The sequence below is a fragment of the Modicisalibacter xianhensis genome, from assembly GCF_900113605.1.
Taxonomy (GTDB): Bacteria; Pseudomonadota; Gammaproteobacteria; order Pseudomonadales; family Halomonadaceae; genus Modicisalibacter; species Modicisalibacter xianhensis.
The window spans coordinates 23,493-50,406 of sequence record NZ_FOPY01000016.1 but is presented as its reverse complement, the minus strand read 5'-3'; the positions used below and the strand labels follow the sequence as shown (position 1 = coordinate 50,406).

The following is a 26,914-nucleotide window of genomic DNA, read 5'->3' as shown; positions in this document are numbered from 1 at the left end:
GCATTACCCGCGATCAAGGAAGACTTGTGCCCCTCCGTGACCTCCTGCTGGGCCTGACCGTCATCGCCATCTGGGCGCTGAATATCATCGTCATCAAGCTCGGGGTGGCCGACATGCCACCGCTATTGCTGATGACATTGCGCTTCATGCTCGTCGCCGCGCTCATCGTGCCTTTCACGCGTATTACTCGCGAGCAATTGCCTTGGCTGCTTTTGCTGTCGGTGACCTTCGGTGGACTGCACTTCCCGCTCCTTTTCCTGGGACTCGGCGAGGCCGAAGCCGGCACCGGCGCCCTGCTCGTCCAGATGGGTACGCCATTTGCGACATTGCTGGCCGCCCTATTCCTCAAGGAGCGTCTCAACCTGCGACGCTGGCTGGGGCTGGCGCTGTCGTTCGGCGGCGTAGTGGTACTCGCTGGCGGCCCCTCGCTGCCGTCACTGCTGGCCACTTCGCTGTTGCTGGCCAGCGCCTTCTTCTGGGCTGTCTCCAACCTGATCATCAAGGCCGCCCCGACAATTTCTCCGCTCACGCTCGCCGGCTGGATCGCGCTGTTTGCCATCCCTCAGGTCGCGCTGGGCACCTGGTGGTTCGAGGCAGACCAGTGGGCGGCACTGTCACGCGCTGGCTGGGCCGGCTGGGGAGCGGTGTTCTATACCGCCGTGATGTCCTCGATCGTCGCCTATGGCATGTGGTATCGACTCCTGCAGAAGCACCCGGTAAGCCGCGTGGTCCCCCTTTCGCTCCTCATGCCGGTATTCGCCGTCCTGCTGGGCATGTGGCTGCTCGGCGACCCATTGGGTGCCAACAAGCTGTTCGGCGGGCTAATGGTCGTGGCCGGCCTCGCAGTCATCAATATCCGTTTCGGAAAGAAACGAAAAGGCGCATGACCGTTGGGTCACGCGCCCCTGAGCAGGATATGGCGAGACAGGCAAATGCTAGCCATCCCGGCGCGACGACTCGGCATCGTCTGCCGTATCGTCGATATTGCGCTTTTGCCGGGTCTTTTCCCCTGCCTGGCTACCCTTGATGGAAGCCTCCTTGAGATAGGGATTATGACCCGGCTCGCTGCGCGCTTTCGGTGACTTCTGATCGTCCACGTTCTCGTCGGGCCGATACACCGAACCACCCTCGTCGCTTGACTGCGCAGATGCTTCATCCTCACGCCGGTCACGTTCCACCATGTTTCTGGCCTTGGCCTTCTCGTCGAGGCGCTGGCCCTCCTCGCTCGCCGTGTCCTTGTTGCTTGACTCGGACATAGTCGTCACCTCCCTTGTGTCGAACCAATGACGAATCCCTATTGACCGTAGTTACCGCCTTCAGGGATGGCAAGCGCCACACAACGAAAACAGGCCGCGGGCATTGCCCGCGGCCTGTTTCAGATAACTCTTAGCTGCTGCCTTGCGGCACGCATGTTACTCGTTGGCAGCCTTGGAGGCTGACTTCATGTTGTCTTCGACCAGTTTCTGGCTCTTCTGCATGAAGTCGCGGTTCAGGGAGACGACTTTTTCGGCGTCGACCTTGAGCATGTCACCCATGTCCTTGGCCACTTTCTGCTGGCTCTCGAGGTAGGAACGGAACCCTTCGGGATCCTTGACGCTCAGGAGCGAACGCATCTGGCCCAGGCTAGCATCGGCATAGCTCTTGGCGAAGCCGATCTGGGTGTTGACCAACTGTTCAGTGTAGTCGACGGCCAGAGAGGCGTAAGCGCGCGCCGGACCGAAAAACAGGTTTTCGAACTGCTGAGTCGTCTTGTCGAAATCTTTCGTTGCCATGGAAACCACCTCCATACGATTTGCTGGTAGCGAAGGTTTCTCCTTCGTTGCAGTGCACAATAGCAAAGGTTTTTTTGCACTGCAACATGACAACAAGTTTAGAAAGCGGCAAACCATGACGACGGTCAACTACGCTACGCTGGCTCTTAGATAACGAGCTTGCTGGCTGCGGGAGATACCATGCTGACTGTCGATGAAATTCGTCAAGCCCATGAGCGCATCGCAGATACGCTTTCCCCGACGCCCGTCCTGCCAGAGGGCTTCCTCTCCTCGGCCAGGGCACAGCGTGTCCTGCTCAAGTGCGAACTCTTTCAGCATACCGGCTCGTTCAAGCCGCGCGGCGGCCTCAACTGGATACGTACCGCCGAGGATGCCGAACTGTCTCGTGGACTGGGCGCCGTTTCTGCAGGCAACCATGCCCTGGGTCTCGCCTGGGCCGCACAGGCCGTGGGAGTCGACGTCACCATCGTCATGCCCGAGAGCGCCAGCGACTTCAAGGTACAAGGTACCCGGCAACTGGGTGCAGAGGTCATCCTGCATGGCGATATCAACGACGCCTGGGAGCTGATGCATCGGCTCGTGGAAGAACGCGGTTTGACTCTGGTCCACCCTTACGACGACCTGCGTATCATCGCCGGCCAGGGTACCGTGGGCCTGGAGATACTTGAACAGGTGCCCGAGGCTGGCACCCTCGTCTGCCCTGTCGGTGGTGGTGGGTTGATTACAGGCATCGCCGTCGCCGCCCGTGCCCTGCGACCCGATATCCGGATCATCGGTGTCGAGCCTGAAGGCGCCGCCAGCATGCGGGCAGCCTGGACTCATCAGGGTCCGTATCGGCTGAATTCGGTCGAAACGTGCGCCAAGAGCCTGGGCGCGGCCATCGTCGGCACGTATACCTATCCCTTATGCCGCCAATATGTCGACGCATTGGTGACGGTCAGTGAAGCCGCTATCCTGCAGGCAACCCAACACCTCTTGACCCGGACCAAGCTGTTTGTCGAACCCGGTGCCGCCGTCGGCATTGCGGCCCTGCTCGAAGGCCGCCTTCCCGACCCGCTACCTGACGGCGATATCGTCCTCGTCATCACGGGAGGCAACATGGGGCTGGACGAACTGGCCGCGCTGCTTCCGTCGAAATAACTTAAACCCGCTAGGTGGCACTGCCGGTCAGCGGCTCGGTGGTCCGCCGCATGTTGGTCAAAAGCGGGCTGCCCGTGGCCGGATCCGTCATGAGCGTGCAGTCGATCCCGTACAACCGGCGCACCAGCGCAGCCGTTACCACCTCGGCGGGCGGTCCCTCGGCGACCACGTCACCGGCATGCATGGCAACCAGATGATCGGCATAGCGGCAGGCGCTGACCAGATCGTGCACCACCATGACGATGGTCTTGCCACGCGCAGCCAGATCCCGGATCAGCTCGAACACTTCGAGTTGATGGCCCAGGTCGAGCGCCGAAGTGGGCTCATCGAGCAGCAACAACGGGGTCTGCTGGGCAATCGCCATGGCAATCCAGGCGCGTTGCCGCTGGCCGCCCGACATCGCTTCCAAAGGCCGGTTGGCCAGGCTCTGCAGATCGGCCGCTGCCAAGGCCTCGTCCACTACCTTTCGATCCTCGGCAGACCACTGACGCAACCAGCCCTGATGCGGCTGGCGCCCGAACCGAATCAGCTCGGCTACGGTGAGACCTTCCGGTGCCTGCGCCTCCTGAGGCAGCAGGGCCAGACGACGCGCCAGCTCGCGAGACGGCAGTTGCTGAATGTCGCGCCCGTCGAGCACTACCGCCCCGGCATGCGGCTTGTGAAAACGCGCCAACCCGGCCAGCAACGTCGACTTGCCGCAGCCATTGGGGCCAACGATCGCCGTCACCCGGCCACGCGGCAGCGCAAGATCCAGGCGCCTGACGACTGCCATATGGCCATAGGCCAGTTCGAGCCCCCGGGTGGCAATGACAGTCTCCTGAGAATGTGAATCGACGGGATCGGCGTAGGAAGGTCGGGTCATGTCAGGTCTCGAGCAGCAGGGCGCAGTAATATCCACAACAGGAACGGACCGCCGACCACGGCGGTCACGATGCCGACGGGAATTTCGATAGGCGCGAACAATAGTCGTCCGGCGAGATCGGCAGCCACCATGAGCACCGCGCCGGCCAGTGCCGAGCCTACCAGCGGTACGCCGCGCCGGGAGGACAGATGTCGGGCGATTTCGGGGCCGATCAATGCCACCAGCCCCACTGGACCGGCCACGGCAACAGCCAGCGCAGTCAGCCCGACGGCCAGGGCCAGAGCCAGCAGGCGGCAGAGCCGCACGCGGATGCCCAAGCCTTGCGCTACCGCGTCGGAAAAGCGCAATACCGCCATCGAGCGTGCCAGCAATTGTGCGATAACGACCCCAACCGCCAGCCCCACACCCAGGATCAGCACGGCATCACCGGAGCGCGCATTGAGGCTACCCACCGTCCATGGATAGGCCGAATTGGCGACATCGATCGCCACCCGGGCCAGCAGCAACTGGGTCAATGCTCCGAATACCGCGCCAACCCCAATGCCGGCAACAATGAAACGGTAGCCTCGGGTGCCGGCGCCGCCAGCCAGGCCGAACGTGATGGCCGTTGCCACAGCGGCCCCGGCCAATGACATGGGCGGTGGGGCCAGGCTGATGCCCAGCCCCACCACGGAAGCCACGGCAAAGGCCGTCGCCCCGTTGTCGATCCCAATAATGCCCGGCGTGGCCAACCGGTTGCGTGCCAATGTCTGCATCAGGCAGCCGGCCAGGGCAAAGGCTGCCCCAGTCAGCAGACCGGCCATCAGCCGGGCCAGGCGCAATTCCTGCACGACGAACACGGCCATGGCGTCGCCCTGGCCCAGCAAGGCCCGGATGGCGGCCAGCGGTGAAATCAGGGCGCTACCCAGGCACAGCGAGAGCAGCGCAACTACGGCCAGTAAACCGCCCAGCAGCAGGTTGGCGGAAACCGACCGCTTGTCGAGCAGCACCGCGTGAGCGGCAGAGAAAGGCAACGGCAGACGCCAGCTTCCCGTCGGAGGAGCCACCTGCGCTTCATCTCGTGAAGCTTGCATGGCTCCATCGGTTTGGGGTGCGTCGTGGGACATAACGGAAGACGAACTCAAGTCCATGGAATTCGAGGCTCAAAGCGTCGGCAGGCGCTGGCTGCGCACGACCAGAATCAGGACAGGCGCGCCGATCAACGCCGTGAGCACGCCGAGCGGCAGCTCGGAAGGCTGTACCACCAGGCGCGACACGATATCGGCACCGATCACGACCAGCGGCCCCAATGGCAGGCATAGCCAAAGCGTACGGCGAATGTCTGGGCCGGCCAATGCACGTGCTGCGAACGGCACGACCAACCCGACGAAGGCGATAGGCCCGGCAACGGCCGTGGTCGCACCGACAAGCAGCGCCACTACACCAATCGCCAGCAGACGCACCAGCCGAGGATGATGGCCGAGCCCCACCGCGACGCGTTCTCCCAACGCCAAGGCCGCCAGGGGCCGACCGATCAGCAGCGTGATCACGCCAGCCAGTGCCAGGCTGGGCAGAATCGCCTGGAGGTCTTCCAAGTGTCGCCCCGCCAGGCTGCCGACGATCCAGAAACGAATTTCATCGGCAGTGCGCTGGTCGACCAGCAGGATCATGGACGTCAACGCGCCCAGCAGACCGGACAATACTGCGCCGGCCAGTACCAGACGCACCGGGTCATTGCCCACACCACGCATGCGGGCTGCTGCCAGTACGCACAGGCAACCTCCCAGTGCGCCCAGTTGGGCAACCGACACTCGCAACGTGGCGGCGCTCGCACCCAGCATCAAGGCAATGGCGACGGCGAACGCGCTGCCAGCGCTGACGCCCAGCAGCCCAGGCTCGGCGAGCGGGTTACGTGCCACTGCTTGCAATAATGCCCCGGCCACGCCCAGGGCCATCCCGACCACCAGCCCTAGCATAGTGCGGGGCAGGCGTAGCTCGTGGATCACGAATGCTGCCTCCTCGGCATGCTGCGCAGCCCCTTCCCGCATCCCCAGCAAGCTGGACAATGAAGCGCCAGGGCCTATCTCGCCGGCACCAAATAGCAGACTCAGAAAACACACGGCGGCCAGACAGGCCGACAACCACACGAACATCAAAGGTAGGGGCCGCCGCGCCTCCCCTGCCTGACACATTACGCCTAGGCTCAAACCCATTCCTCGCGTTTCTGGCGTGGCCGAGACTAGCGCTGCGCCTTCTCGATATCATCCAGGATCGCCTCGGCAGCTAACGGCCCCGATGCACTGGTCCACAACTGGCCATCGACCGGGACCACCTGGCCGCGCTCCACCACATCAAGACGTGCAAAGGCAGGTGATGACTTGGCGGATGCCAGTGCCTCGTCGCCTTCGTTATTGAGTGTGGCCAGGAACAGCCAATCACTATCGATACGCGACAGGTTCTCCAGGCTCAACGGATCGCTGTGCGGACGCCCTTGCTTGACGACATCACCGTCGCTGACCACAAATCCGCTGGCGCTCAGCAGCGTGTTGGAAAAGATTGCCTCCGACATGACCAGTGCACCTTGCGGCATCCAGCGCACCAGGCTGGCGCTCGCTTGCGGATGTTGCTCGCTCAGTTCAGCGGCACGCTGCTCGACCTTGGCGATGGTGTCCTCCACCTGGGCTTCGCGCCCCAGCGCCTGCGCGAAAAAGCGCGCCTCTTCCTTCCACGTATCTGGCTGGTAGGGCTCGCTCGCTGGTACCAGCGTCGGTGCAATACGTGACAGCAATTGATATTGCTCCTCGGGTAGGCGCGGTGCCGCCAGGATCACGTCGGGACGCTGCGCCACCACGGACTCGATGTTTATCTCGCGGGCGGTGCCGACGACAGCGATGTCACCGGCCTGATCCTGAAGGTAGCTTGCCACTCCGTCACTGCCCCGGGTCGAGACTGCCGCCAGCGGTGTCACGCCGACCGCGAGTGCAGTGTCAAGGGCGCCTTCATAGAGGGTGACGACACGTTCGGGCTGGTCTCTAACCTCGACCTCGCCGTAGGCAGTGTCCAGTGTGCGTGCGCTGGCCTGGTCGACTGCCAGGGCGAACAGCCCCAACCCGACCAGCATGCCCAGCAATGAACGACCTGCAGACAGGGAAAGCGGCATTTGACGACTCCTGTTGTTCGATGGAAGAGACGACAGTGGCTCAGTCACGCTGCCACTCGACAGTCAGTGATTCCTTGCTGGCGAAGCGCACCAAATGGCCGGCAATGACATCTTCCAGCCGAGCCAGCGTTTCCTCACTATCACTACGGCCTTGCATCACCAACTCCCCTGGTTGGGCATCAAGCAATGCCGTGCCGAAGGGAAAGCGAATCTCGCCATGGTCATCGTCGAACTGCGTTTCTACCTTATGGCTGAAATGGCGACATAATTTCTTGAGATTGAGCGAGGCATTGTCGGTCGTTACCGTTGCCCGGGTGATCGGCATGACATTCTCCATTGCGTAAAAAGCGGCGACCCGTCGGTCGCCGCGCATGGTTCAGAAATTGACGTTGAGACCCACCCAGTAACGGCGCCCATCCTCCACATAGCCGTACTCGTCGTACGTCACTTCCTCATCGAAGAGGTTATAGACGCCGACATTGATCTTGGCCTGTTCGGTCAGTTGATAACCGACACCGGAATCGACGAATGTGTACGACGGTGCGACGGTTGCACTGGATGACGGGCCGGTCGTCGGCTGGCTTTCTTCGCCCCGGTAGGTGACACGGGCCCAGGGGCTGAGCCGCTGGGTCGCCTGCCAGTCGAGGCCAGCCGTTGCCTGATGCTTGGGCAACTGGGTCAGGGGTTCGCCTTCGTATTCACCGCTCTTCTGCTCGGAGTCGGTGTAGGTGTAGCTGGCCGAGAACTCCAACGTCTCGGTCAACGGTGCCGAGAGCGAGACTTCCACCCCCTGGGTCACTGCCTCGTCGACGTTGATGCGATAGGTAGGATCGGACCCGAACTGGTTGGGACCTGCATCACAGATGCTCGTGGGGCAGGCCACACGTGTGAACTTGTCCTCGAAATCGTTATGGAACACGGTGATGCCGCCACTTATCCCACCACGGTTGGTATAAAGCAGGCCCAGCTCCTTGTTGAGCGAGGTTTCGGGTTCGAGATCGGGGTTACCGTAGACGTTACCCCCGCGACTGATTTGTCCCCAATCCGCCGTGATTTCGCGCAGGTTGGGTGAACGGTAACCGGTGGAAACACCCCCCTTAAGTGTCCATTGCGGCGTGAAGTTCCAGACGCCGTACAACCTCGGGCTGATGTGGCTACCGTAGTTTTCGGAGTCATCCAGCCTTATGCCACCGGTTACCGAGAAGGTATGGGTCAACAGCCATTCATCTTCCGCAAACACGGCCCATTGGTACGCATCGACTTCGGTCAGGTCGGAAATCTGATTCGAGGTCTTATCCTCGAGTTCTTCCTTTTCATAACTGGCGCCGAGCGTGACGATATGCGCACTCAACGGCATGACTAGACTGGTCTTGGCCGTGGTGTTGGCAATCGCCATTTCACGCGACTCGTTTTCGCTCGTTTCGCGCTGAAAATAGGTATCAGTGGTACCTATTTCCCAATGCCCGGTGTGAGTCAAGGCCATGTGTTCATGGGTGAACTCGTCATACGAATCCGAACAGCCCCCACGGCAGCCTTCGCTGGGGGCGGAACGTCCCATGTTTGATTCACGGCTCTGCTCCGTCGCTCCCCCTTCCAAGGTGAATTCGTGGTTACGGGTCGGAGTCAGCGACAACCGCGCCGTCATGCTGCGTAGACTCTTGTCTTCATAACCGTTGACGATATCGTCCTCGTCACGATGTCGTACCTGGCCATAAATTTCCAAGCCCAGCAGGTCTTTCTTGAGCGGACCACTCAGGTAGACGTTGGTCTGTTGGCTATTGCCCGAATCGCTATTGTCCTGGATGACAGTGCTTGCCTGCAGACTGCCATGCCATTCGTCGGCCACCTTGCGGGTGATGATATTGATCACGCCACCGATCGCATCTGATCCGTAAAGCGTTGACATGGGGCCGCGGATGACCTCGATACGCTCGATGGCCTGCAATGGCGGCAGCCAATCCTGTTCGAAACCGGCGCTGCCATTAGGGCGTGTTTCACGTGTCGCGCGTGGCTTGCCGTCGACCAGAATCAGCGTGTACTGCGAAGGCATGCCCCGAATGCTGATATCGGCGCCGTTATCGCCCGCGCCGCCGCCAGTAACGATGACCCCGGGAATGCTGCGCAGTGCATCGGTCACATCATTGAAATAACGATCTTCCAGCTCTTCGCGTTCGAGCACGCTGATCGAGGCAGGAGCATTCTTGACCTGTTGCTCATAGCCGGCCGCCGTGACCACGACATCATCGAGGTCGACTTCATTCTGTGCTTGCGCCGAAGCGCTGGCGGTACCGGCAATCGCAAGTACGAGAAGCGTCTTCTGGTACTGGTTGGACATCGTTCACCCTTAGCTCAACTCGCTTGGTATGTGCATCAGCCCTGTCACGAGTAAATGCGAATTTTTATTATTTAGATTGTTGCATGAGTTTCAGGTGGAATTCATGAGATGCTACGTTTCGGAATCCGAAACATTCGATCTGTTTGACAACCAGAGAACGACAATTATTTGCATTTAAAGCATAAGTTGGGCAGGATGAGACGCAGAACACAGCACGGGCCCACCAACGCAGACACCCATGTACGACCTCGAGGATCTGACCGCCTTTGCCACGGTCATGCAGACTGGCAACCTAACCGTGAGCGCCCGCCAGCTCGACGTGTCGAAGTCCACAGTCAGCCGCCGGATCAGCCAGCTCGAGGCCCAGGTCGGCCAACCGCTACTGCGCCGCCAATCCAACCGTCTACTGCCCACCGAGGCGGGGACGCTTTTCCTGTCCTATTGTCAGCAGATTCTCAGCCTCGCCGAGCAGAGCCGACGCGTACTGGACGATTTGAGCGGTGAAGTCAGCGGGAAGATAACCGCGCATGTGCACTGCGTGTTTGCACGCGGCTGGTTTTCGCGCCGCCTGGAGGAGTTCCTGGCCAGCTATCCCGAGGTTCATCTGGAGCTGCGCACCCAGTTGCGTCCGCCGTCCAGCCCCGAGGACACATCGCTCTGCCTGTGGCTGGGCGACGTGGAGGAATGCGGCCTGCGTCAGGAAACACTGGGGCACCTGCCCCGTGGTATCTATGCCCATCCCGACTATCTGGCAAGGCACGGCGCGCCTCGTCATCCAAGGGAACTGAGCCGCCACGCCTGGATCGACCTATTGGGCGAAACCCAGCAAGGCCTTCAGTTACAGCATGCTCAGGAAGGCATCTACGAATTCATGCCGCCATCGTCGCGTCTGCGGGTCGACCAGGAAGTCTTCCAGTCCGACGCGATTGCCCGTAGCCAAGGGCTGGGCATTCTGCCCGACTGGCTGGTGGAGCGTCGCTTACGTGCGCACCCAGGCACCATGGTTCGTTGCCTGAACGACTGGCATCCCCCCGCTCACCCTATCGTCCTGCTCTATCCCTTCGGTCGCCTGCCTCGCAAGATGGTCAGCCTGATCGATCATCTACGTCGTGCCGTCCCCGCTGCCTGGCGCACAGCGTCCCCTGCTGAGACGCACGTGCACGCCTGACACGACACTATCGAAAACGACCGCTATCTTGGATGAAACGGAACATCCGAGCGTCAGACTCTGCCAGAAATATTTAGCGTGCTAAACAAGCATGCCAGACTAGGATGTCGCGACTCGCACCAGGACAGCAACCAAGGGACGCCATGGGACTCAGGGAAATCGCCATCGGAGGTATCTACGTCAGTCCGCTCCTGCTGTATGCCGCCCTGGGCTTTCTTCTGGCATTGTCGCTACGTACGCTGCTCTATCGGCTGATCCGTCACGACGCACCGTGGTTCGAAGCTTGGTTCGATGCTTCCCTGTTCATCATCGCCATGGCGGGTTGCGCCTTTCTCTTTTCGTTATCGATCTGGCACTGACGCCTATGCGCACATCGCTCCGACTCCTGATCACCCTTCTCATCGTGGCGGCAGCCATCGCGGCAGGGACTTGGCTCTGGCATTACTATCTGTACACCCCCTGGACGCGGGACGCCCGGGTCCGTGCCGATGTGATCACCATCGCTCCAGATGTTGCGGGACGCGTGGAAACGCTCGCCGTCGCGGACAACGCGTCGGTGAAGGCTGGCGATGTGCTGTTCACGCTCAATGATGCCCGCTATCGGGCCGCCGTGGACAAGGCCGAGGCCGTGGTGGCCGACCGTCAGGCCAATCTCGAGCTGCGGCGTCACGAGGAGCAGCGTCGCAGCAGCCTGAGCGAGCGAGCCATCAGTGCGGAGAATCAGGAGATTGCACGTATCGACACACGGGTCGCCGCCGCCAACCTGGCCCAGGCCCAGGCCGATCTGGAACAAGCCCAAATAGATCTGCGACGCACCGAGGTGGTCGCTCCGGTCGATGGCAGCGTACTCAACCTTCACCTCGCCCAGGGCAACTATGTCAACGCCGGCGAGTCGGTGATGGCCTTGGTCAGGGACGAGTCCTACTACGTCACGGGGTACTTCGAGGAAACCAAGTTGCCACGCATCGAGGTCGACGACCGGGCGGTGGTGATCCTCATGAGCGGCAACACCGAACTGCCGGGCCACGTCGTCAGCATCGGCCGGGCCATTGCCGATCCCAATACGGCCCCCAATAGCCAGTTATTGCCCCAGGTCGAGCCGACATTCAGTTGGGTCCGCCTGGCTCAGCGCATTCCGGTACGGATCGAATTCGACAATGTGCCGGACGGCATACTGCTCAGTGCCGGGATGACCGCCACGGTGCGCATCCTGAACGACAAGGAGCGCTGATCCAGTATGCCCCCGCTGCTGCAGGCCTACCTGGCACCCAGTTCGGATGCTGTAAAGTTCGCCATCAAGGGCACGCTGGCGATGTTCCTGGCTTTGTATATCGCTCTGTGGGCGGATCTGGAGCGTCCTTATTGGGCGCTGATCTCGGCCGCCTTCCTGCAGATTCGCCCCATGAGCGGAATGGTGATCGAGAAAGGACTGTGCCAGCTCGCAGGGACCTTCATTGGCGTCATTGCCGGGCTCATGATCATGGCCCTGTTCTCCCAGGCCCGCATTCCTGCCCTGTACTCGCTGACGCTGTGGCTGATGCTGTGCGTCTACGGCGCGTCGATGACACGCAACAACTTTTCCTACGGCTGCATCATGGCTGCCGTCACGACGCTACTCATCGTGGTGCTGGCCGGCAGCAACCCGACCAGCGCTTTCGACGTTGCCGTTGCCCGACTGTCCGAACTCGGCCTTGGCGCGATCTGTGCCACGCTGGTCAGTGCCCTGCTCTGGCCCACGCATGTACGACAGCATCTCGCCGCCCAGGCTGACACCGTGGTCAACCAGGCCTTTTTGCACGCCGCGCAACGCCTGGAACCGGGACATGACGATAGCGAGTTGCAGCAATCCCTGACAGCCAGTCTCGGTCCGCTGATGACCCTGGAAACGGACAGCCAGGCAGCGCGCTACGAGGGGCCGGCCGGCCCTGGACGAATTCGGGCTACTCACGAACTGACCCGCCATGCCGTGGCCATGTTCGCCTCGTTGGCTGCACTCAACCAGTTACTGCGCGAACATCGTGAGCGTCTTGGCGAAGAGCTTTGCAGCTTCGCCGCCGAAGTCGCCGAGGGCCTGAGACAGGCGGAACGGGTTGCGGGAGTCGACGAGGCACGCAACGTTCTAAAACAACTGCGGCACCGTGCCCACCAGACCGAGACGAGCCATCTTTCTGCGCTGCAGAAACGGGTATGGCTTGGGCTTCGTGAAGTGCTGGGTCAGGCAATGATCCTGCTCGATGCTCGTGAGGCGATCACTCGCCCCGGCTCGCGGCGGTTACGCAGCCCCTCGCTCTCCTGGCATCGCGACCGTCTGGTTGCAGGTATCAATGCCGCCCGGGCAGGTGTTGTCTTTTCGGTCACAGCCATCTTCTGGCTGGCGACTGGCTGGAACAACGGCCCTATTACCATGATGCTAGCCACGCTGTTTTCGGCGTTCTTCGCCAGTCGCGACAATCCGGCCCGAGTCAGCATGATGTTCTTCAAGGGCATGCTGGCGGCAATACCCAGTGCCTTCGTTTTCGGCCATGTCCTGCTGGCCCAAGCCAACGGTTTCACCATGTTGGCCATGCTATTCGGCACGCCCTTGTTCCTCGGCCTGCTGGGCGCAGCTCATCCCGCCGCCATGGGTTACAGTCTGGCGTTTACCATAGGCAACATCTTGCTCACCATGCCCGGCAACGACATGGACTTCAGCGCCGCGAGTTTCTTCAACCGCGCCTTGGCGGTCACCCTCGGGCTGACCATCGTCGTGCTCGGGTTTCGCCTGATTCCCGGACCGGGCTCACGATTCCTGCACCGCCGTCTGGTCCAGGCCATTGGCAACGACCTGCGCCGGCTTATTCAACAACGCCTGCCACGTGCCGATGCCTGGTTCAGCGGACGCATGGCCGACCGCCTGCTGCAATTGGCACATCACGACAAGTTGTTGCCCGAACAGCAGCGAGTCCTGTTCAGCCTGGGCCTGACCGGCCTTGACGTTGGCCGTGCCTGCCTGCGGTTACGCATGCGCTTGGACGATGAGCCTTCCATCGACGTTCGAGGTGCCCATCGGCGCATGCTGAACACGCTGGCCCATGCCTATCAGCAAAGCGCCCAAGGCCGAGCGCCACAAGGCATTGCCCAAGCCAGCAACGCCCTGACCGAGGCCATCGCCCGCCATGACAGCATTCCCGAAGAGCGGCGGGTATTGCTCGCCGGACTGCTGGAGCGCATCGATCTGACCCTGCAACGCCAAGCCCGCCTCGTGGCCAATGCCATGGAGGGAAGACAAAAGCCATCCACACCGACACCCGCCACGACGATGAAATAGCGGGCCCAGCCTCAATCCCGATCGATGGCGAACGCCGACCAGGCCTGGCGCGTCGGCATCACTTCCAGCCGATTGATGTTGATGTGGGCCGGTAGGCTCGCCGTGTAGTAGATCAGTTCGGCAATATCTTCGGGCTCGAGCGGCGTGGTTCCGCTATACAGCTTGTCGGAGGCCGCCTGATCACCGCCGGTGCGCACCAGAGTGAACTCAGTCTCAGCCATGCCCGGGGCGATATCGGTGACACGCACGCCGGTGCCCAACAGGTCGCAGCGCAGGTTATAGGTGAACTGCTGCACGAAGGCCTTGGTCGCGCCATAGACATGCCCGCCCGGATACGGCCATTGACCGGCTACAGAACCCAGGTTGACGATACTTGCGCCCTTGCCGACCTCGATCAGTGACGGCAACACGGCATGGGTAACGTTGACCAGCCCAGTGACATTGGTGTCGATCATGGTGTGCCAGTCGGCGAGATCGACCTCCTGAGACGGCTTGGGCGCCAGCGCGAGCCCCGCGTTGTTGATCAGACTCTTGATCGGACGGAACTCCCCGGGCAGGTCAGCAATAGCTTGCTTGACCGCCTCGGCGTCACGCACATCCAATGCCACGGTATGTACGGGCACCACCTGCGATAATTCCTCCTTCAGCTCCTGTAGGCGCTCTTGACGACGTCCGGCAAGGATCAGCGACCAGCCTTCCTTGGCGAAACGCCGTGCTGCAGCGCGTCCGAAGCCCGATGTGGCTCCGGTAATCAGTACGACATCATTCATTAATGCTCTCCCCGATTGAGTCTTATCGATGCGTTGCATGCCAAGCCGTCACTTTTGACCGAACAGGTGCTTGCGCGCTTCTTCGTCCATTGTCACCCCATCCTGCGGATTGATCTCCTCGGCCCGGGCATAGGCACGCTTGACTGCGTCACGTTCGGCAACGATTTCCAGCCAGCGCTGGACGTTGGGAAAGTCCTCGATATCCTGGCCCTGGTTGGCGTAGGGCTTGATCCATGGCCAGATCGCCATGTCGGCAATCGAGTAGTCGTTGCCGGCCACGTAATCGTTGTCTTCCAGTTGGCGATCCAGCACGCCATAGAGCCGAGCCGTCTCCTTCATGTAGCGTTCGACGGCATACTCGATTTTCTTGGGCGCATAGTTGCGGAAGTGATGGTTCTGGCCAGCCATCGGCCCGAGCCCGCCCATCTGCCAATAGAGCCACTGCAGCACCACGTAGCGCTCCCGACCACTTCGAGGCAGGAACCTGCCGGTCTTGTCGGCCAAGTATTCGAGGATCGCCCCGGACTCGAACAGCGACATCGGCTGGCCGCCATCGGCAGGCTTGCGGTCGACGATGGCGGGGATGCGGTTATTGGGGGCAATAGCCAGGAAGTCGGTCGTAAACTGCTCGCCTCGTCCGATATTGATCGGATGCAGGCGATAGTCCAGCCCCGCCTCCTCGAGAAAGATCGTAATCTTGTGACCGTTGGGGGTCGTCCAGTAGTAAAGATCGATCATGGATGGATTCCTTGTGCCGTTGATCGCCAGGGCCAACCACCTAACAGCGAAACCAAGATCACCGGCAGCTATCGGCACCGGTGATCCCATAACCCTCAGGAACCGTAAGCTCCTTCGATATCGACGATGCGCGTCGCGCTGCGTCCCAGTCCGCCATGCAGACCCAGCATACGCTCCATCCAGGCGTAGACCGGGTCGGCGTTCGATACCAGGTCGGCCGTCGAGACGGTGCGCGCCCACATGAAGTGACCAAAGATCAGGTAATCTGCACCTGCCGGCGCATCGCCATCCAGGAATTCGGCCTCGGAGAGCCGGCCTCGCAAGGGTTCGAGCGCCTTGTCGAGCAGCGTCAGGCCAGTGCTCGGGGCGTGGACTTCTTCCAATGTCCGGCCCATGGCCTTCTCGCGGGTTTCGCGAAAATAGTCACGATCCTTGGGATGGACGGCATTGAACAGGTCCATGACGATAGTGCGCATCATGCCCGGCGCCAGGCTGCGCTCGGCATAGAATTTGAAGAAGCGCGCGCGGCTCTCGGCTTCGCCTTCCCCGAGCAACGGGTTGTCGGGATAGGCACGGTCGAGATAGCGAAATATCTCGTAGCTGTCGACGACGGTGTGCTCACCGTCGACGAAGACCGGCACCTTGCCTTGCTCCGAAAAGCCAATGGCGTCCTTGTCCGTGAAATGCCATGGGCGGGTCTCGTAATCCAGCCCCTTATGTGCCAAGGCTAACTTGACACGCCAGCAATAGGGAGAAAAGCGCAGACGATCGTCGATACCGCACAGGTCGTAGAGTTGCCGAGCCATGATGTCTCCTTGAGACGTAATGCAAAGTTCCTTGACGCTAGCACTGTGCGATGCGCGGCGCCACCGCCCAAAGCCTCGGCGCATGCCTCATCTATTAGTCTAATTTCCTTACCCTTACACCCTAGCCCTGCCACTCTCAAGATCACAAAAAAACTTAAATAGTTATTTAAAATCAGTTATTTAAATAATCAATTAGTCATTCGTATTATTGGTATTACCAATTTCCCAAGGATAGTCAAAACCTCGTCTCCCCATTATCGTGCGATCACCTGCCGATCCTGTGCAGAAAGACGAAGACATCGGTTGTTTCTCCACGCCAGCCCCGCTGGACAAGAACAAGAGGAATTGCGCCTCATGAACCCAACGTTGTTAGCGTTACTGGCATTCCTGCCGCTGGTCCTGGCAGGGGTGTTGTTGATTGGTTTCCGTATCGCGGCTCGAACCGCGATGCCTATCGTTTACGTGGTCACGGCACTGATCGCCCTGTTGGCTTGGGACATGACGTTCACTCGCGTCCTGGCCTCCACCTTCCAGGGGTTGATCCTGACCGTGGCGATCCTGTGGATCATCTTCGGTGCCATTCTGCTGCTCAACACGCTCAAGCATTCAGGCGGCATTGCAGCGATTCGCAACGGATTCTCCGGCATCAGCCCGGACCGTCGTGTGCAGGCACTCATCGTGGCTTGGCTGTTCGGCTGCTTCATCGAGGGTGCCTCGGGCTTCGGCACGCCGGCGGCCGTTGCCGCACCGTTGATGGTGGCGCTGGGCTTCCCCGCCCTGGCCGCTGTCGTCGTGGGCATGATGATCCAGTCCACGCCGGTCTCGTTCGGCGCCGTAGGTACGCCGATCGTGGTCGGTGTCAGTGGCGGACTCGGCAAGGCGGATATCACCGAGCGCCTGGCCACGGGCGGCGCCGACTGGGCTGACTATTTCCAGCTGATCACTTCCGAAGTCGCCATCCTGCACGGCATCGTTGGCGTGCTCATGCCGCTGATCCTGGTCACCATCATGGTGCGTTTCTTCGGTGCCAACCGCTCCTGGCGCGAGGGGCTGGAGATTGCGCCGTTCGCGCTATTTACCGGGGTCTGTTTCGTGGTGCCCTACATGCTGGCCGGCGTTCTGCTCGGGCCGGAATTCCCGTCGATGATCGGCGCCATGGTCGGCCTGGCCATCGTCGTACCGGCGGCGCGCCGCGGCTTCCTGCTGCCCAAGACGACCTGGGACTTCCCCGAGTCGACCTCCTGGCCCGATGAGTGGATCGGCAAACTCGACATCAAACTCGACCAGGTGGCCGGGCGTGCCCCGATGTCGGTATTCATGGGTTGGCTGCCCTACGTACTGCTGGCCGTGTTCCTGGTGTTGTCGCGTACCGTTGCGCCACTCAAGGAGGCGCTGACCTCGCTGAGCCTGGGCTGGAGCAATATTCTAGGTGAAACCGGCATCTCGGGCAGTATCGAACCGCTCTACCTGCCCGGTGGCATCCTGCTGATCGTCGTGTTGATCACCATCCTCATGCATCGCATGCGCGGCGGCGAGGTCAAGGCAGCGTTCTCCGAATCGACCCGCACCATCTTCGGCGCTGGCTTCGTACTGCTGTTCACCATTCCCATGGTGCGTATCCTGATTAACTCCGGGGTCAACGAGGCCGACCTGGTCTCCATGCCGGTAGCCATGGCCCAGTTCGTCGCCGACAGCGTAGGAGGCGTCTATCCCTTCTTCGCACCGTGGGTAGGTGCGCTGGGCGCCTTCATTGCCGGCTCCAACACAGTTTCCAACCTGATGCTGTCGGACTTCCAGTTCAACGTGGCCGAAGTGCTGGGCATCTCCACCACGCTGATGGTTGCCCTGCAGGCTGTGGGGGCTGCTGCCGGCAACATGATCGCCATTCACAACGTGGTAGCCGCCTCGGCCACGGTCGGGCTGCTCGGTCGCGAAGGCGTTACGCTGCGCAAGACCATCCTGCCGACGCTCTACTACGTGACGTTTACAGGCATTCTGGGCCTGATCGGCTTCTACATACTTGGCCTCGGCGACCCGCTGCTGGGCAGCTAACAGTATCGACAGCCCCAAAACAAGAACCGCTCTGGCATTGGCCAGAGCGGTTTCTTTTTTGCCTATCGTTTATTCAGAGGTTGCCCCGGCCATGTCACGGCAATACTCCTGCATGACGACCAATACCCGTTGAATGTCCGCTTGCGAGATGTCTCGGTGGGTGACGAAGCGCGTGCGAGCCAAGGGTTCCACCAGGATGCCCTGTGCGTGAAGATGCTGTGCCATTGTCTGACGATACGCCTCGGGAAAACGCGCAAAGACCATGTTGGTGTGACATTCGATATCCTCGATGCCTGGCAGGCTCGCGAGCCCCTCGGCCAGCAGTTGGGCATGGCGATGATCGTCGGTCAGCCCGGCAACATGATGGTCGAGGGCGAACTGGCATCCCGCCGCCAGGATGCCGGCCTGACGCATGCCGCCACCCAGCGTCTTGCGCCAGCGTCGTGCCCGGGCAATAAAGGATTCACTACCGACCAGCACCGATCCCACCGGGGCGCCCAGCCCTTTGGAAAAGCACAACGATACCGAATCAAAGCCTCGACATAGCGCGTCCAGTGGCTGCCCGGTGGCAACTGCCGCGTTGAACAGTCGCGCCCCATCGAGGTGGGCAAGCAGCCCATGTTCCTTGGCCAGGTCGAGTAACCGCTCAGTGTAGTCCTGCGGCAGCACCTTGCCCTGAAACGTATTCTCCAGCGCGATCAGGCGCGTGCGGGCGAAATGAATATCGTCACGCTTGATGGCCGCGCCGACCTTTTCCAGCGGCAACGTCCCGTCATGGGCATTGTCGATCGGTTGCGGTTGCAGGCTGGCCAGTACCGCCGCTCCCCCGCCTTCGTACTTGTAGAGGTGCGATTGCTGCCCGGCAATGAATTCATCGCCACGCTCGCAGTGCGCCATGAGCGCCGTCAGATTGCTTTGTGTCCCCGACGGAAACAACAGACCGGCGGCAAATCCGGCCCGCTCGGCCACGTTTTTCTCGAAAGCCGCCACGCTGGGGTCGTCGCCCCATACGTCGTCACCCACCTCGGCCCGTGCCATCGCATCGCGCATGCGCTGGCTCGGGCGGGTCACGGTATCGCTGCGTAGATCGATCATCGTTTGTCTCATCATGTGCCCATTACGATATAGGGGACGCGCCGATAGCGGTCCCCTTGGTGTACTGCCATTGCCTTGCGTTGGTTCAGTCCAGTGCCATGGCGAGCACGAGTGCCACGTGCAGTGCATCGCGCTGGGCACCGTCGCGGATCTGGTGCCGGCAACTGGTACCGTCGGCGACCACCAGGTCATCTGCGGCAGCCTGACGGACTGCCGGCAGCAGCGATAGCTCGGCCATCTGCATCGAGGCCTCGAAGTGCTCGCGCTCGTAGCCGAAGCTGCCCGCCATGCCACAGCACGACGACTCGATCGTCTTGACCTCCAGGTCAGGAATCCAACCCAGCACGGTCTCTACGGGACGCAGCGCATCGAATGCCTTCTGGTGGCAATGGCCATGCAGCCAGGCGCGTGACGCCTCGAGCGGCTTGAGATCCAGAGCCAGGCGACCCGCCTTGTTCTCGCGCACCAGGAACTCCTCGAACAGCATCGCCGCCTCGGCCAGTTGCCTGGCTTCCTCGCCGTAGCCGTAGTGCAGGAATTCATCGCGCAGGGTCAGCAGGCATGATGGCTCTAGGCCGACAATCGTGGCGCCGCGCTCGACGTAAGGCATCAGGTAGTCCAGCGTGCGTCGTGCCTCGGCCTTGGCCTTGTCGACCTGCCCCGAGGCCAGATAGGTCCGCCCGCAGCATAGCGGTCGCTGGTTAGGAGGACTGTTGAGATGCACGCGATACCCGGCGGCCGTGAGCACGCGATGGGCTGCCGCTGCATTGTCGGCCTCCATGTAGTTGTTGAAGGTATCGACAAACAGCACCACCTCGCCCACCGTGTTCGTCTTGCTCTGGAGAAGCTCGGCCCGGCGCAGGTAGTCACTGCTGAACGTTGGCAGCGAACGCGCCTCGGCCAGTCCCAGCGACTGCTTGACCCAACGCGATAGCACCGGCAGCCGTTCCAGACTGCCCAGCAATGGCCCCATCCGGCTGGCATAGGGCGCGTAGCGAGGCATGTTGGCGATCATGCGGTCGCGCCACGCTAGCGGATGGGTCTTGGCACGTGCCGCCCGCGCCTCGATCTTGAGCTTGGCCATGTCGACCCCGGTCGGGCAGTCGCGCTTGCAGCCCTTGCACGACACGCACAGATCCAGTGCCTCCTTGACCTCGTCGCTGGCCAGCCCCTCCTGCCCCACCTGCCCGGACAGCACCAGACGCAGGGTATTGGCTCGCCCACGGGTGAGATGCTGCTCGTCACGGGTGATACGATAGCTCGGACACATGGTCCCGGCATCGAACTTGCGACAGTGGCCATTGTTGTTGCACATCTCGACGGCCTTGGCCAGGCCAAAGGTCGGGTCGCCAGCCGTGCCGGGCGCACTCTGCTCGCCGGTCAGCGGGTCGCGCTTGACGTCCCAGGGCGACCAGTCGAGCACCGGTGTCACGGGAATCGTCTGGTACTGCCTGGGAAAGCGGAAGTAGCGATCGTCGTCCATGCGCGGGGTGTCGACGATCTTGTTGGGATTGAACAGGTTGTCCGGGTCGAAGAGTTGCTTGATCTCCTTGAAGGCCGCGTTGAGCTCCGCCCCGAACTGCCAGGCCACCCACTCGCCACGGCAGATACCATCGCCGTGTTCTCCCGAATAGGCGCCCTTGTATTCGCGGACCAGTTCCGAGGCCGCCTCGGCGATCTCGCGCATTTTTTCCGCACCGTCGCGACGCATGTCGAGGATCGGCCGCACGTGCAACGTGCCGACACTGGCATGCGCGTACCAAGTGCCTTCGGTGCCGTACTTGTGGAATACCTGAGTCAGCTTGTCGGTGTATTCGGCCAGATGCTCCAGCGGGACGGCACAGTCCTCGATGAACGAGACCGGCTTGCCGTCGCCTTTCATGCTCATCATGATATTGAGCCCGGCCTTGCGCACGTTCCACAGCGCCTTCTGCTCGGCAGCCTCGGGCATGTCGACCACGCAGTCAGGCAGGCCCAGGTCGGCCATCAGCTCGTTGAGGCGGCGCAGGGCATCGAGCAGCGGCTCGCGCTCCTGGCCTGAAAACTCCACCAGCAGAATCGCTGCCGGCTTGCCGATCAGGGCCTTCTCGATCACCGGCCGGAAGGCCGGATTCTCCAACGACAACTCGATCATGGTGCGGTCAACCAGTTCGACCGCCGCCGGCCCCAGCTCGACGATGTGCTGCGTAAAATCCATCGCTTGGTAGAAGGTGGGGAAATTCACCACCCCAAGCACCTTATGCTCGGGCAACGGCTCGAGCTTGAGCGTCAGTCGCTGCGTCAGCCCCAGCGTCCCCTCGGACCCGACCAGCAGATGGGCCAGATTGGCCCGGCCCAGCGCATCGTAGGGAAGCGGATTCTGGCAGTTGAACAGATCCAGGTTATAGCCGGCCACCCGACGCAACACCTTGGGATAATGTTCGCGGATGTGGGCATCCTCGCGCTCGGCGATCTGGCGCACCTGCTTAATGATGTCTCCCAGCTTGCCGGTAGCGGTCATCTCATCGATGAATCCGAACGACGCCTGGGAGCCATCTGCGAGCAGGGCGTCGATGCCCTGCACGTTATGAACCATATTGCCGTACTTGATCGAACGCGATCCGCATGAGTTGTTGCCGGCCATACCACCCAAGGTGCATTGGGCGCTGGTCGATACGTCGACCGGGAACCACAGCCCATAGGGCTTCAGCCAGGCGTTGAGGTGATCGAGTACGATGCCGGGCTCGACCACCACGGTACGCGCCTGCTCGTCGAATTCGACGACATTGTTCAGCCAGCGGCTGGTGTCGAGCACCAGCGCCTCGCCCACGGTCTGGCCACACTGGCTGGTCCCGGCGCCCCGGGGCAGCACCGGCATGCCGGCATCGCGAGCGATGTCGAGTGCCACCTGAAGATCCTGCTGATGCCTCGGCACGACCACCCCGAGAGGCATGATCTGGTAGATCGAGGCATCGGTGGAGTAGCGCCCCCGCGAGGCCTGGTCGAACATCACCTCGCCAGCGATCTCTCGCTGCAGGCGGGCCGCGACATCCGATACCGGCTTGATGCGAGCATCGCGTGGCTGAAAGTTCTTTTCGGATAACGACGTCATCGTTCCCTCCCCATGCGGCTTGCGGCGATGACGCCGTTAACGATCGGTATCGAGCGGATGGTTGGCGAAGTATTCCAGCGCGGCCAACACGCCACTGCCCTTGAGCGGAACACCAGTAAGCTTCATACCGGCTTCGCAACCGCCCAGCGTGGCGATCAGCGTCAGGTCGTTGCAGTCGCCCAGATGACCGATACGGAACATGCGTCCCTTGGCCTTGCCCAGTCCCATGCCCAACGACAGGTCGAAGCGTTCATAGATGAGGCGCCGTACCTCGTCGGCATCCACGCCTTCCGGCATGATCACCCCGGTGAGTACCGGCGAATAGACCTTCGGGTCGCGACACTGGATTTCCAGCCCCCAGGCTTCGACGGCGGTGCGCACCCCGGCCGCCCAACGCTGGTGACGGGCGAAGACATGATCGAGCCCTTCACCGAGCAACATGTCGAGCGCTTCGTTCAAGCCATAGAGCAGGTTGGTGTTGGGGGTATAGGGCCAGTAGCCGGTCTTGTTGGCTTCGACGATCTCGTCCCAGGCCCAGAAACTCTTGGGCAACTTAGCCTGTCGGCTGGCGGAAAGCGCCTTGTCGGACACGGCATTGAAACTGATACCCGGCGGCAGCATGAGGCCTTTCTGCGATCCCGAAATGGTGACATCGACTCCCCACTCGTCATGGCGGTAGTCGGCACTCGCCAGGCCGGAAATGGTGTCCACCATCAACAGCGCCGGATGGCCGGCGGCATCGATCGCACGACGCACCGCGGCGATGTCGCTGGTGACGCCGGTCGAGGTCTCGTTGTGCACCACGCAGACCGCCTTGATGGCGTGCTCACGATCCTCCTTCAGGCGGGCCTCGATCATTTCGGCCTGGACACCGAGGCGCCAGCCCTCGTCACCGGGCAGGGAGAGGAACTCGGGCTCCAGCCCCAGGCGACGCGCCATCTTTTGCCATAGCGTGGCGAAGTGACCGGTTTCGTACATCAGTACCTGGTCGCCCGGTGACAGGGTGTTGGTCAGAGCCGCTTCCCAGGCTCCAGTTCCCGAGGCCGGATAAATGACGACCGGGCCTTCGGTCTTGAAGACCTGCCTGACCTTGCTCAGCAGTTCCCTTCCCAAAGCGCCGAACTCGGGACCACGGTGGTCGATGGTCGGCAGGCTCATGGCGCGCAGGATACGGTCCGGCACCGGTGATGGGCCAGGAATCTGCAGGAAGTGACGACCCGACGCATGGAAATCGAGATTCAACATGATGACTCTCCGATGGAATTGGTGTTGTTATCCGGAATAATGAATTTTGAATTCAAACAGACTGACACTAAAGCTCATTGTATGCAGCCGTCACGGCGCAGCTCTTTGATGTCACCATCAGACATGCCCATCCGGCTCAGGATCTCGTCGGTATGCTGGGCAAACAGTGGCGCCGGGCAGCGAATACTGGCCGGAGTTCGCGAAAACTTGCTGGGAAAGCCCACCGTCTTCATTTTACCGATGACCGGGTGCTCGACTTCTTGGACCATACCGCGGGCCAGGTAGTGTTCGTCCTGCATGGCCTGGGCGAAGTCATTGATGGGCCCGGCCGGGACACCAGCGGCATCGCAGCGTTCGAGCCAGAACGCCATGTCACGTTCGCCGAGGATCTCTTCGATGAGGCTCTCGAGGACTTCCACGTTGGCGCCACGATCGCTGTTGGTTAAAAACCGCGGGTCCTGAATCAGATCCTCACGCTCGATGACGTCGTTGCAGAAGCGTTCCCAGGTACGCTGGTTGGCACAGCCCAGCATGATGTAGCCATCCTTCGCCTTGACCGCCTGGTAGGGCGCCGAGACACGATGCCGCCAACCGGTCGGCTCGGGCAGCCGCTCTTCAGCGAAATAGGCTGCCGATTCCCAGCTGAACCACGGCAGCCCGCACTCGGTGATGGCGATATCGATGTGCTGGCCCTCGCCGGTCTTCATCTTGTGAATGTAGGCCGCAAGGATCGAATAGACCGCCGTGATGCCGGCGCCGATGTCGTAAACGGCGATCCCCGTCTTCAACGGCCGCCTGCCCTTCTCGCCGGTCATCGACATCAGCCCCGTCATACCCTGGGCCACCAGGTCGAAGCCCCCCTTATGGCTATATGGGCCAGTCTGGCCGTAACCGGAAATAGAGCAATAGACGATGCCGGGATTGATTTCGCTGACGGTGTCGTAGTCGATGCCCAACGACTTGGTCACACCCGGGCGGTAATTCTCGACGATGACGTCCGCTTCCTTTGCCAGCTGGAAGAAGATCTGTCGGGCGCGCTCGTCCTTGAGGTTAAGTGAAATACTCTTCTTGTTGCGATTGATCTGCGAAAAGCAGGTCGACTCGTCATTGATGTATGGCCCCATCTGGCGGCTATCGTCGCCCCCATTGGCCTTCTCTACCTTGACGACCTCGGCGCCCATGTCGCCCAGCACCATGGTGCAGTACGGGCCGGCCATGATCTGCGAGATATCCAGTACCTTCATTCCGTCCAGGGGAAGCATGCGGTCTCTCTCCTCGTAGGTTCGTTGCCGGCCGTTCATTGGCCTGTCCACTCGAACGGGGTCTTGTTGACGAACTTGTCGACTGCCGCCTTGAAATCCCGGCTGGTGTAACAGGTCCGCACCCAGTCGTCGCTGGCATCGGCCGGCATTCGCCGGTGTGCCTGGACGCGTTGAACGATCTGCTTGGCTGCCCTGACGGTCAGCGGAGCCAGCCGCGAGAATTCGGCCGCGTGGCCGGCCACGGCATCCTCGATCTCGCCAGGGCCATACACTGCATTGACCAGGCCGATCGTTTCTGCCTGCGGTGCCTCGATCAGGCGCGCCGCCATCAGGATTTCCTTGGTGCGGGGAATACCCACGATGTCCATGAAACGCGACACGTTGGTGACCGACAGGCAGTTGCCCAGCGTCTTGGCGATCGGCACGCCGAACTTCAGCGACGGTGTGGCGTAGCGGAAGTCGCAGGCCAGTGCGATGGCAGCGCCACCACCCACGCAAAAACCTTCCAGCAGCGCGATGGTCGGTTTGCCGAGATTCTCCAGCCCCGCCAGAACCTCGTCGATACGCCGCTCGTAATCGACACCATCTTCCGGCCTGTCGAAGCCGGCAAACTGCTTGATGTCGGTGCCGGCCACGAAGGCTTCGCCACCGCAGCCATGGAAGACGACGGCATTGATTTCAGGGTCCTCGTCCACCTCGCGGCACAGCGCTGCCAGCGCATCGTACATTTCCCAGGTCATGGCGTTGCGGCTCTGGGGGCGATCGAAGCCGATCCATGCCACACCATCGCGCTTGTCGCAATGTACGCGTCCTGCCGTCTCGTCAGTCATGCTCGACTCCTTATGCGCCGTAGACCAGGTTGACCAGCGCCAGGGCGAAGGCCGGGATGTAGGTGTTGATCATCAGGATCAGGAACAACACGCCGATGAACCACAGGTTGGTACGCGTGGTAGCCCAGATATCCGACTTGGCGATCGAGCACGATGCGATCAGCACGCTGGCGACCGGAGGCGTCTGCTGACCGATGGCCAGGTTCAGCGTAACGATCAGGCCGAAGTGCAGCGGGTCGATGCCCACGGCCGTCACCAGGGGCAGCACGATCGGCACGACCAGAATGATCGCCGCCGCAGAATGCAGGAAAATACCCAGGATCAGGAAGATGATGTTGAGCAGCGCCAGGATGACGTACTTGTTATCCGTCAATTCACTGATGGAGTTGGCCATCTGCTGAGGAATCTGGGTCTCGGTCAGATAGAGCCCCACCACCGCGGAACTGGCCACCAGCAGCATGACCACGGCAGTCTGGACGCCTGCATCAATGCAGGACTTGTAGAATATCTTCAGGCTGAACTCGCGATAAACTACTGAGCTAATGAAAATGGCAACCACGACGGCGAGCGCCGCCCCTTCGGTCGCGGTCACGATGCCCCCGAAGATGCCCCCCAGAATGATGACCGGGATCAGCAGGGCCCAGATCGCCCCCTTGAAGGCTTCCCACAGCCGCTTAGTCTGGAATTTCCCCTCGGAAGGGAAATCATGTTTACGGGCCAGGTAATAGCACATGGCAGCCAACCCCATGGCCCCCAGCAGGCCGGGGAAGATACCGGCGATGAACATCTTGACCACTGACTCACCGGACATGACGGCATAGAGAATCATGGGAATCGACGGTGGCAAAATGATTGCTAGGCTGGCAGCCGATGAGGAAATGGCCGCCGAGAACTCCTTGGAGTAGCCTTTCTTGCGCATCGCCGGAATCAGGATGCTGCCGATGGCCGACACGCCAGCCACCGCAGAGCCGGAAATCTCGGCGAAGAAGATCGAGGCCCCGATGGTCACCATGGACAGGCCACCCTTGATGAACCCGACCATGGCCATGGCCAGATCGATGAGCCGGCGCGAGATACTTGAAGCGTTCATGATCGCGCCGGCCAGTATGAACAGCGGAATCGCAATCAGGGGAAACTTGGTCGCGCCGTCGAACATCACCATGCCAATGTTGGGCAAGGCGAAGACACCAAAGCTTGCCACGGTGGCCAATGCCCCCACGATCCCCAGTGCCACGGCCACCGGCACATTGATGAGGATCAGCGATATCAGGCCCGCGAACATCGATAGTATGATCATTGTTT

Annotated in this window: 24 protein-coding genes; 7 read left to right on the top strand and 17 right to left on the bottom strand. The window is 61.3% G+C overall.

Annotated elements, in window-relative coordinates:
• The first annotated feature begins 26 nt into the window (after positions 1 to 26).
• On the top strand, positions 27 to 887 hold the full coding sequence (locus tag BM194_RS17265) for a DMT family transporter (protein WP_092849383.1): 861 nt from the start codon (positions 27 to 29) through the stop codon (positions 885 to 887).
• 48 nt (positions 888 to 935) lie between these two features.
• Here BM194_RS17265 and BM194_RS17260 read toward each other — a convergent pair whose 3' ends face one another.
• Both BM194_RS17260 and BM194_RS17255 read right to left on the bottom strand, forming a co-directional pair.
• A complete protein-coding gene (locus BM194_RS17260) occupies positions 936 to 1,256 on the bottom strand; it encodes a hypothetical protein (RefSeq protein ID WP_092849381.1) in 321 nt (106 codons plus the stop codon).
• Between the two features lie 156 nt (positions 1,257 to 1,412).
• Positions 1,413 to 1,772: a phasin family protein gene (locus BM194_RS17255; RefSeq protein WP_244890999.1), complete on the bottom strand. Its 360-nt coding sequence runs from the start codon at positions 1,770 to 1,772 to the stop codon at positions 1,413 to 1,415.
• Between the two features lie 180 nt (positions 1,773 to 1,952).
• Between BM194_RS17255 and BM194_RS17250 the strand changes: the two genes are divergently transcribed.
• Positions 1,953 to 2,912, top strand: coding sequence for a threonine ammonia-lyase (locus BM194_RS17250; RefSeq protein ID WP_092849376.1), 960 nt, complete (start codon positions 1,953 to 1,955; stop codon positions 2,910 to 2,912).
• Between the two features lie 10 nt (positions 2,913 to 2,922).
• On the opposite strand, the gene BM194_RS17245 is transcribed toward BM194_RS17250, so the two are convergent.
• The 6 genes from BM194_RS17245 to BM194_RS17220 all read right to left on the bottom strand — a co-directional run bounded on the left by BM194_RS17245 (position 2,923) and on the right by BM194_RS17220 (position 9,248).
• Entirely contained in the window at positions 2,923 to 3,774 is an 852-nt protein-coding gene (locus tag BM194_RS17245; protein WP_092849374.1) for an ABC transporter ATP-binding protein, read from the bottom strand.
• Complete coding sequence (locus BM194_RS17240; protein ID WP_244890998.1) at positions 3,771 to 4,847, bottom strand: FecCD family ABC transporter permease; 1,077 nt, start codon at positions 4,845 to 4,847, stop codon at positions 3,771 to 3,773. Before BM194_RS17240 ends, BM194_RS17245 begins: the two co-directional genes overlap by 4 nt.
• Positions 4,848 to 4,916: 69 nt before the next feature.
• Entirely contained in the window at positions 4,917 to 5,906 is a 990-nt protein-coding gene (locus BM194_RS17235) for a FecCD family ABC transporter permease (RefSeq protein ID WP_092849369.1), read from the bottom strand.
• An 86-nt stretch (positions 5,907 to 5,992) separates the two neighbouring features.
• Positions 5,993 to 6,913 (bottom strand): ABC transporter substrate-binding protein, encoded by a 921-nt coding sequence (locus tag BM194_RS17230; RefSeq protein ID WP_092849367.1) that lies wholly within the window; start codon positions 6,911 to 6,913, stop codon positions 5,993 to 5,995.
• Between the two features lie 40 nt (positions 6,914 to 6,953).
• A complete protein-coding gene (locus BM194_RS17225) occupies positions 6,954 to 7,238 on the bottom strand; it encodes a DUF2218 domain-containing protein (protein WP_092849365.1) in 285 nt (94 codons plus the stop codon).
• 51 nt (positions 7,239 to 7,289) lie between these two features.
• The gene (locus tag BM194_RS17220; RefSeq protein ID WP_092849362.1) at positions 7,290 to 9,248 is read right to left on the bottom strand and encodes a ligand-gated channel protein; all 1,959 of its coding nucleotides are present in this window, start codon (positions 9,246 to 9,248) and stop codon (positions 7,290 to 7,292) included.
• Positions 9,249 to 9,486: 238 nt separating this feature from the next.
• Here BM194_RS17220 and BM194_RS17215 point away from each other — a divergent pair, with 238 nt between their 5' ends.
• The 4 genes from BM194_RS17215 (at position 9,487) to BM194_RS17200 (ending at position 13,723) form a co-directional block, all read left to right on the top strand.
• Complete coding sequence (locus BM194_RS17215) at positions 9,487 to 10,416, top strand: LysR family transcriptional regulator (RefSeq protein WP_092849360.1); 930 nt, start codon at positions 9,487 to 9,489, stop codon at positions 10,414 to 10,416.
• A 143-nt stretch (positions 10,417 to 10,559) separates the two neighbouring features.
• Positions 10,560 to 10,775, top strand: coding sequence for a DUF1656 domain-containing protein (locus BM194_RS17210; RefSeq protein ID WP_092849358.1), 216 nt, complete (start codon positions 10,560 to 10,562; stop codon positions 10,773 to 10,775).
• A gap of 5 nt (positions 10,776 to 10,780) precedes the next feature.
• Positions 10,781 to 11,647 carry an efflux RND transporter periplasmic adaptor subunit gene (locus BM194_RS17205; protein WP_092849356.1) on the top strand — a complete coding sequence of 289 codons (867 nt, stop codon included), beginning with the start codon at positions 10,781 to 10,783 and terminating at the stop codon, positions 11,645 to 11,647.
• A 6-nt stretch (positions 11,648 to 11,653) separates the two neighbouring features.
• The gene (locus BM194_RS17200; protein WP_092849353.1) at positions 11,654 to 13,723 is read left to right on the top strand and encodes an FUSC family protein; all 2,070 of its coding nucleotides are present in this window, start codon (positions 11,654 to 11,656) and stop codon (positions 13,721 to 13,723) included.
• 11 nt (positions 13,724 to 13,734) lie between these two features.
• Here the strand turns inward: BM194_RS17200 and BM194_RS17195 are convergent, their stop codons facing one another.
• The 3 genes from BM194_RS17195 to BM194_RS17185 all read right to left on the bottom strand — a co-directional run bounded on the left by BM194_RS17195 (position 13,735) and on the right by BM194_RS17185 (position 16,037).
• The gene (locus BM194_RS17195; protein ID WP_092849351.1) at positions 13,735 to 14,493 is read right to left on the bottom strand and encodes an SDR family oxidoreductase; all 759 of its coding nucleotides are present in this window, start codon (positions 14,491 to 14,493) and stop codon (positions 13,735 to 13,737) included.
• A gap of 48 nt (positions 14,494 to 14,541) precedes the next feature.
• On the bottom strand, positions 14,542 to 15,231 hold the full coding sequence (locus BM194_RS17190; RefSeq protein WP_092849349.1) for a glutathione binding-like protein: 690 nt from the start codon (positions 15,229 to 15,231) through the stop codon (positions 14,542 to 14,544).
• 95 nt (positions 15,232 to 15,326) lie between these two features.
• Positions 15,327 to 16,037: a glutathione S-transferase N-terminal domain-containing protein gene (locus BM194_RS17185; RefSeq protein WP_092849347.1), complete on the bottom strand. Its 711-nt coding sequence runs from the start codon at positions 16,035 to 16,037 to the stop codon at positions 15,327 to 15,329.
• 354 nt (positions 16,038 to 16,391) lie between these two features.
• Here BM194_RS17185 and BM194_RS17180 point away from each other — a divergent pair, with 354 nt between their 5' ends.
• Positions 16,392 to 18,089 (top strand): L-lactate permease, encoded by a 1,698-nt coding sequence (locus tag BM194_RS17180; RefSeq protein WP_092849343.1) that lies wholly within the window; start codon positions 16,392 to 16,394, stop codon positions 18,087 to 18,089.
• A gap of 69 nt (positions 18,090 to 18,158) precedes the next feature.
• Here BM194_RS17180 and ltaE read toward each other — a convergent pair whose 3' ends face one another.
• From ltaE to BM194_RS17150, 6 genes are all read right to left on the bottom strand, one after another.
• Positions 18,159 to 19,184, bottom strand: coding sequence for a low-specificity L-threonine aldolase (gene ltaE / locus BM194_RS17175; RefSeq protein WP_092849340.1), 1,026 nt, complete (start codon positions 19,182 to 19,184; stop codon positions 18,159 to 18,161).
• Between the two features lie 85 nt (positions 19,185 to 19,269).
• Positions 19,270 to 22,275 (bottom strand): FAD-binding and (Fe-S)-binding domain-containing protein, encoded by a 3,006-nt coding sequence (locus tag BM194_RS17170; protein WP_092849337.1) that lies wholly within the window; start codon positions 22,273 to 22,275, stop codon positions 19,270 to 19,272.
• Positions 22,276 to 22,311: 36 nt separating this feature from the next.
• Positions 22,312 to 23,520, bottom strand: coding sequence for a pyridoxal-phosphate-dependent aminotransferase family protein (locus BM194_RS17165; protein WP_092849335.1), 1,209 nt, complete (start codon positions 23,518 to 23,520; stop codon positions 22,312 to 22,314).
• 74 nt (positions 23,521 to 23,594) lie between these two features.
• Complete coding sequence (locus tag BM194_RS17160) at positions 23,595 to 24,782, bottom strand: CaiB/BaiF CoA transferase family protein (RefSeq protein WP_092849332.1); 1,188 nt, start codon at positions 24,780 to 24,782, stop codon at positions 23,595 to 23,597.
• A 35-nt stretch (positions 24,783 to 24,817) separates the two neighbouring features.
• Positions 24,818 to 25,612, bottom strand: coding sequence for an enoyl-CoA hydratase/isomerase family protein (locus tag BM194_RS17155; protein WP_092849329.1), 795 nt, complete (start codon positions 25,610 to 25,612; stop codon positions 24,818 to 24,820).
• A 10-nt stretch (positions 25,613 to 25,622) separates the two neighbouring features.
• Positions 25,623 to 26,909 carry a TRAP transporter large permease gene (locus BM194_RS17150; protein WP_177223456.1) on the bottom strand — a complete coding sequence of 429 codons (1,287 nt, stop codon included), beginning with the start codon at positions 26,907 to 26,909 and terminating at the stop codon, positions 25,623 to 25,625.
• Positions 26,910 to 26,914: the final 5 nt, after the last annotated feature.

Excerpts from the sequence above, each read along its gene's own strand:
- BM194_RS17185 (WP_092849347.1), bottom strand. The coding sequence starts at position 16,037 with ATGGCTCGGCAACTCTACGACCTGTGCGGTATCGACGATCGTCTGCGC.
- BM194_RS17220 (WP_092849362.1), bottom strand. The coding sequence starts at position 9,248 with ATGTCCAACCAGTACCAGAAGACGCTTCTCGTACTTGCGATTGCCGGT.
- BM194_RS17230 (WP_092849367.1), bottom strand. The coding sequence starts at position 6,913 with ATGCCGCTTTCCCTGTCTGCAGGTCGTTCATTGCTGGGCATGCTGGTC.
- BM194_RS17260 (WP_092849381.1), bottom strand. The coding sequence starts at position 1,256 with ATGTCCGAGTCAAGCAACAAGGACACGGCGAGCGAGGAGGGCCAGCGC.
- BM194_RS17165 (WP_092849335.1), bottom strand. The coding sequence starts at position 23,520 with ATGTTGAATCTCGATTTCCATGCGTCGGGTCGTCACTTCCTGCAGATT.
- BM194_RS17255 (WP_244890999.1), bottom strand. The coding sequence starts at position 1,772 with ATGGCAACGAAAGATTTCGACAAGACGACTCAGCAGTTCGAAAACCTG.
- BM194_RS17235 (WP_092849369.1), bottom strand. The coding sequence starts at position 5,906 with ATGTTCGTGTGGTTGTCGGCCTGTCTGGCCGCCGTGTGTTTTCTGAGT.
- BM194_RS17200 (WP_092849353.1), top strand. The coding sequence starts at position 11,654 with ATGCCCCCGCTGCTGCAGGCCTACCTGGCACCCAGTTCGGATGCTGTA.
- ltaE (WP_092849340.1), bottom strand. The coding sequence starts at position 19,184 with ATGATCGATCTACGCAGCGATACCGTGACCCGCCCGAGCCAGCGCATG.
- BM194_RS17155 (WP_092849329.1), bottom strand. The coding sequence starts at position 25,612 with ATGACTGACGAGACGGCAGGACGCGTACATTGCGACAAGCGCGATGGT.
- BM194_RS17170 (WP_092849337.1), bottom strand. The coding sequence starts at position 22,275 with ATGACGTCGTTATCCGAAAAGAACTTTCAGCCACGCGATGCTCGCATC.
- BM194_RS17195 (WP_092849351.1), bottom strand. The coding sequence starts at position 14,493 with ATGAATGATGTCGTACTGATTACCGGAGCCACATCGGGCTTCGGACGC.
- BM194_RS17250 (WP_092849376.1), top strand. The coding sequence starts at position 1,953 with ATGCTGACTGTCGATGAAATTCGTCAAGCCCATGAGCGCATCGCAGAT.
- BM194_RS17205 (WP_092849356.1), top strand. The coding sequence starts at position 10,781 with ATGCGCACATCGCTCCGACTCCTGATCACCCTTCTCATCGTGGCGGCA.
- BM194_RS17180 (WP_092849343.1), top strand. The coding sequence starts at position 16,392 with ATGAACCCAACGTTGTTAGCGTTACTGGCATTCCTGCCGCTGGTCCTG.
- BM194_RS17210 (WP_092849358.1), top strand. The coding sequence starts at position 10,560 with ATGGGACTCAGGGAAATCGCCATCGGAGGTATCTACGTCAGTCCGCTC.
- BM194_RS17150 (WP_177223456.1), bottom strand. The coding sequence starts at position 26,909 with ATGATCATACTATCGATGTTCGCGGGCCTGATATCGCTGATCCTCATC.
- BM194_RS17245 (WP_092849374.1), bottom strand. The coding sequence starts at position 3,774 with ATGACCCGACCTTCCTACGCCGATCCCGTCGATTCACATTCTCAGGAG.
- BM194_RS17160 (WP_092849332.1), bottom strand. The coding sequence starts at position 24,782 with ATGCTTCCCCTGGACGGAATGAAGGTACTGGATATCTCGCAGATCATG.
- BM194_RS17240 (WP_244890998.1), bottom strand. The coding sequence starts at position 4,847 with ATGCAAGCTTCACGAGATGAAGCGCAGGTGGCTCCTCCGACGGGAAGC.
- BM194_RS17225 (WP_092849365.1), bottom strand. The coding sequence starts at position 7,238 with ATGCCGATCACCCGGGCAACGGTAACGACCGACAATGCCTCGCTCAAT.
- BM194_RS17215 (WP_092849360.1), top strand. The coding sequence starts at position 9,487 with ATGTACGACCTCGAGGATCTGACCGCCTTTGCCACGGTCATGCAGACT.
- BM194_RS17190 (WP_092849349.1), bottom strand. The coding sequence starts at position 15,231 with ATGATCGATCTTTACTACTGGACGACCCCCAACGGTCACAAGATTACG.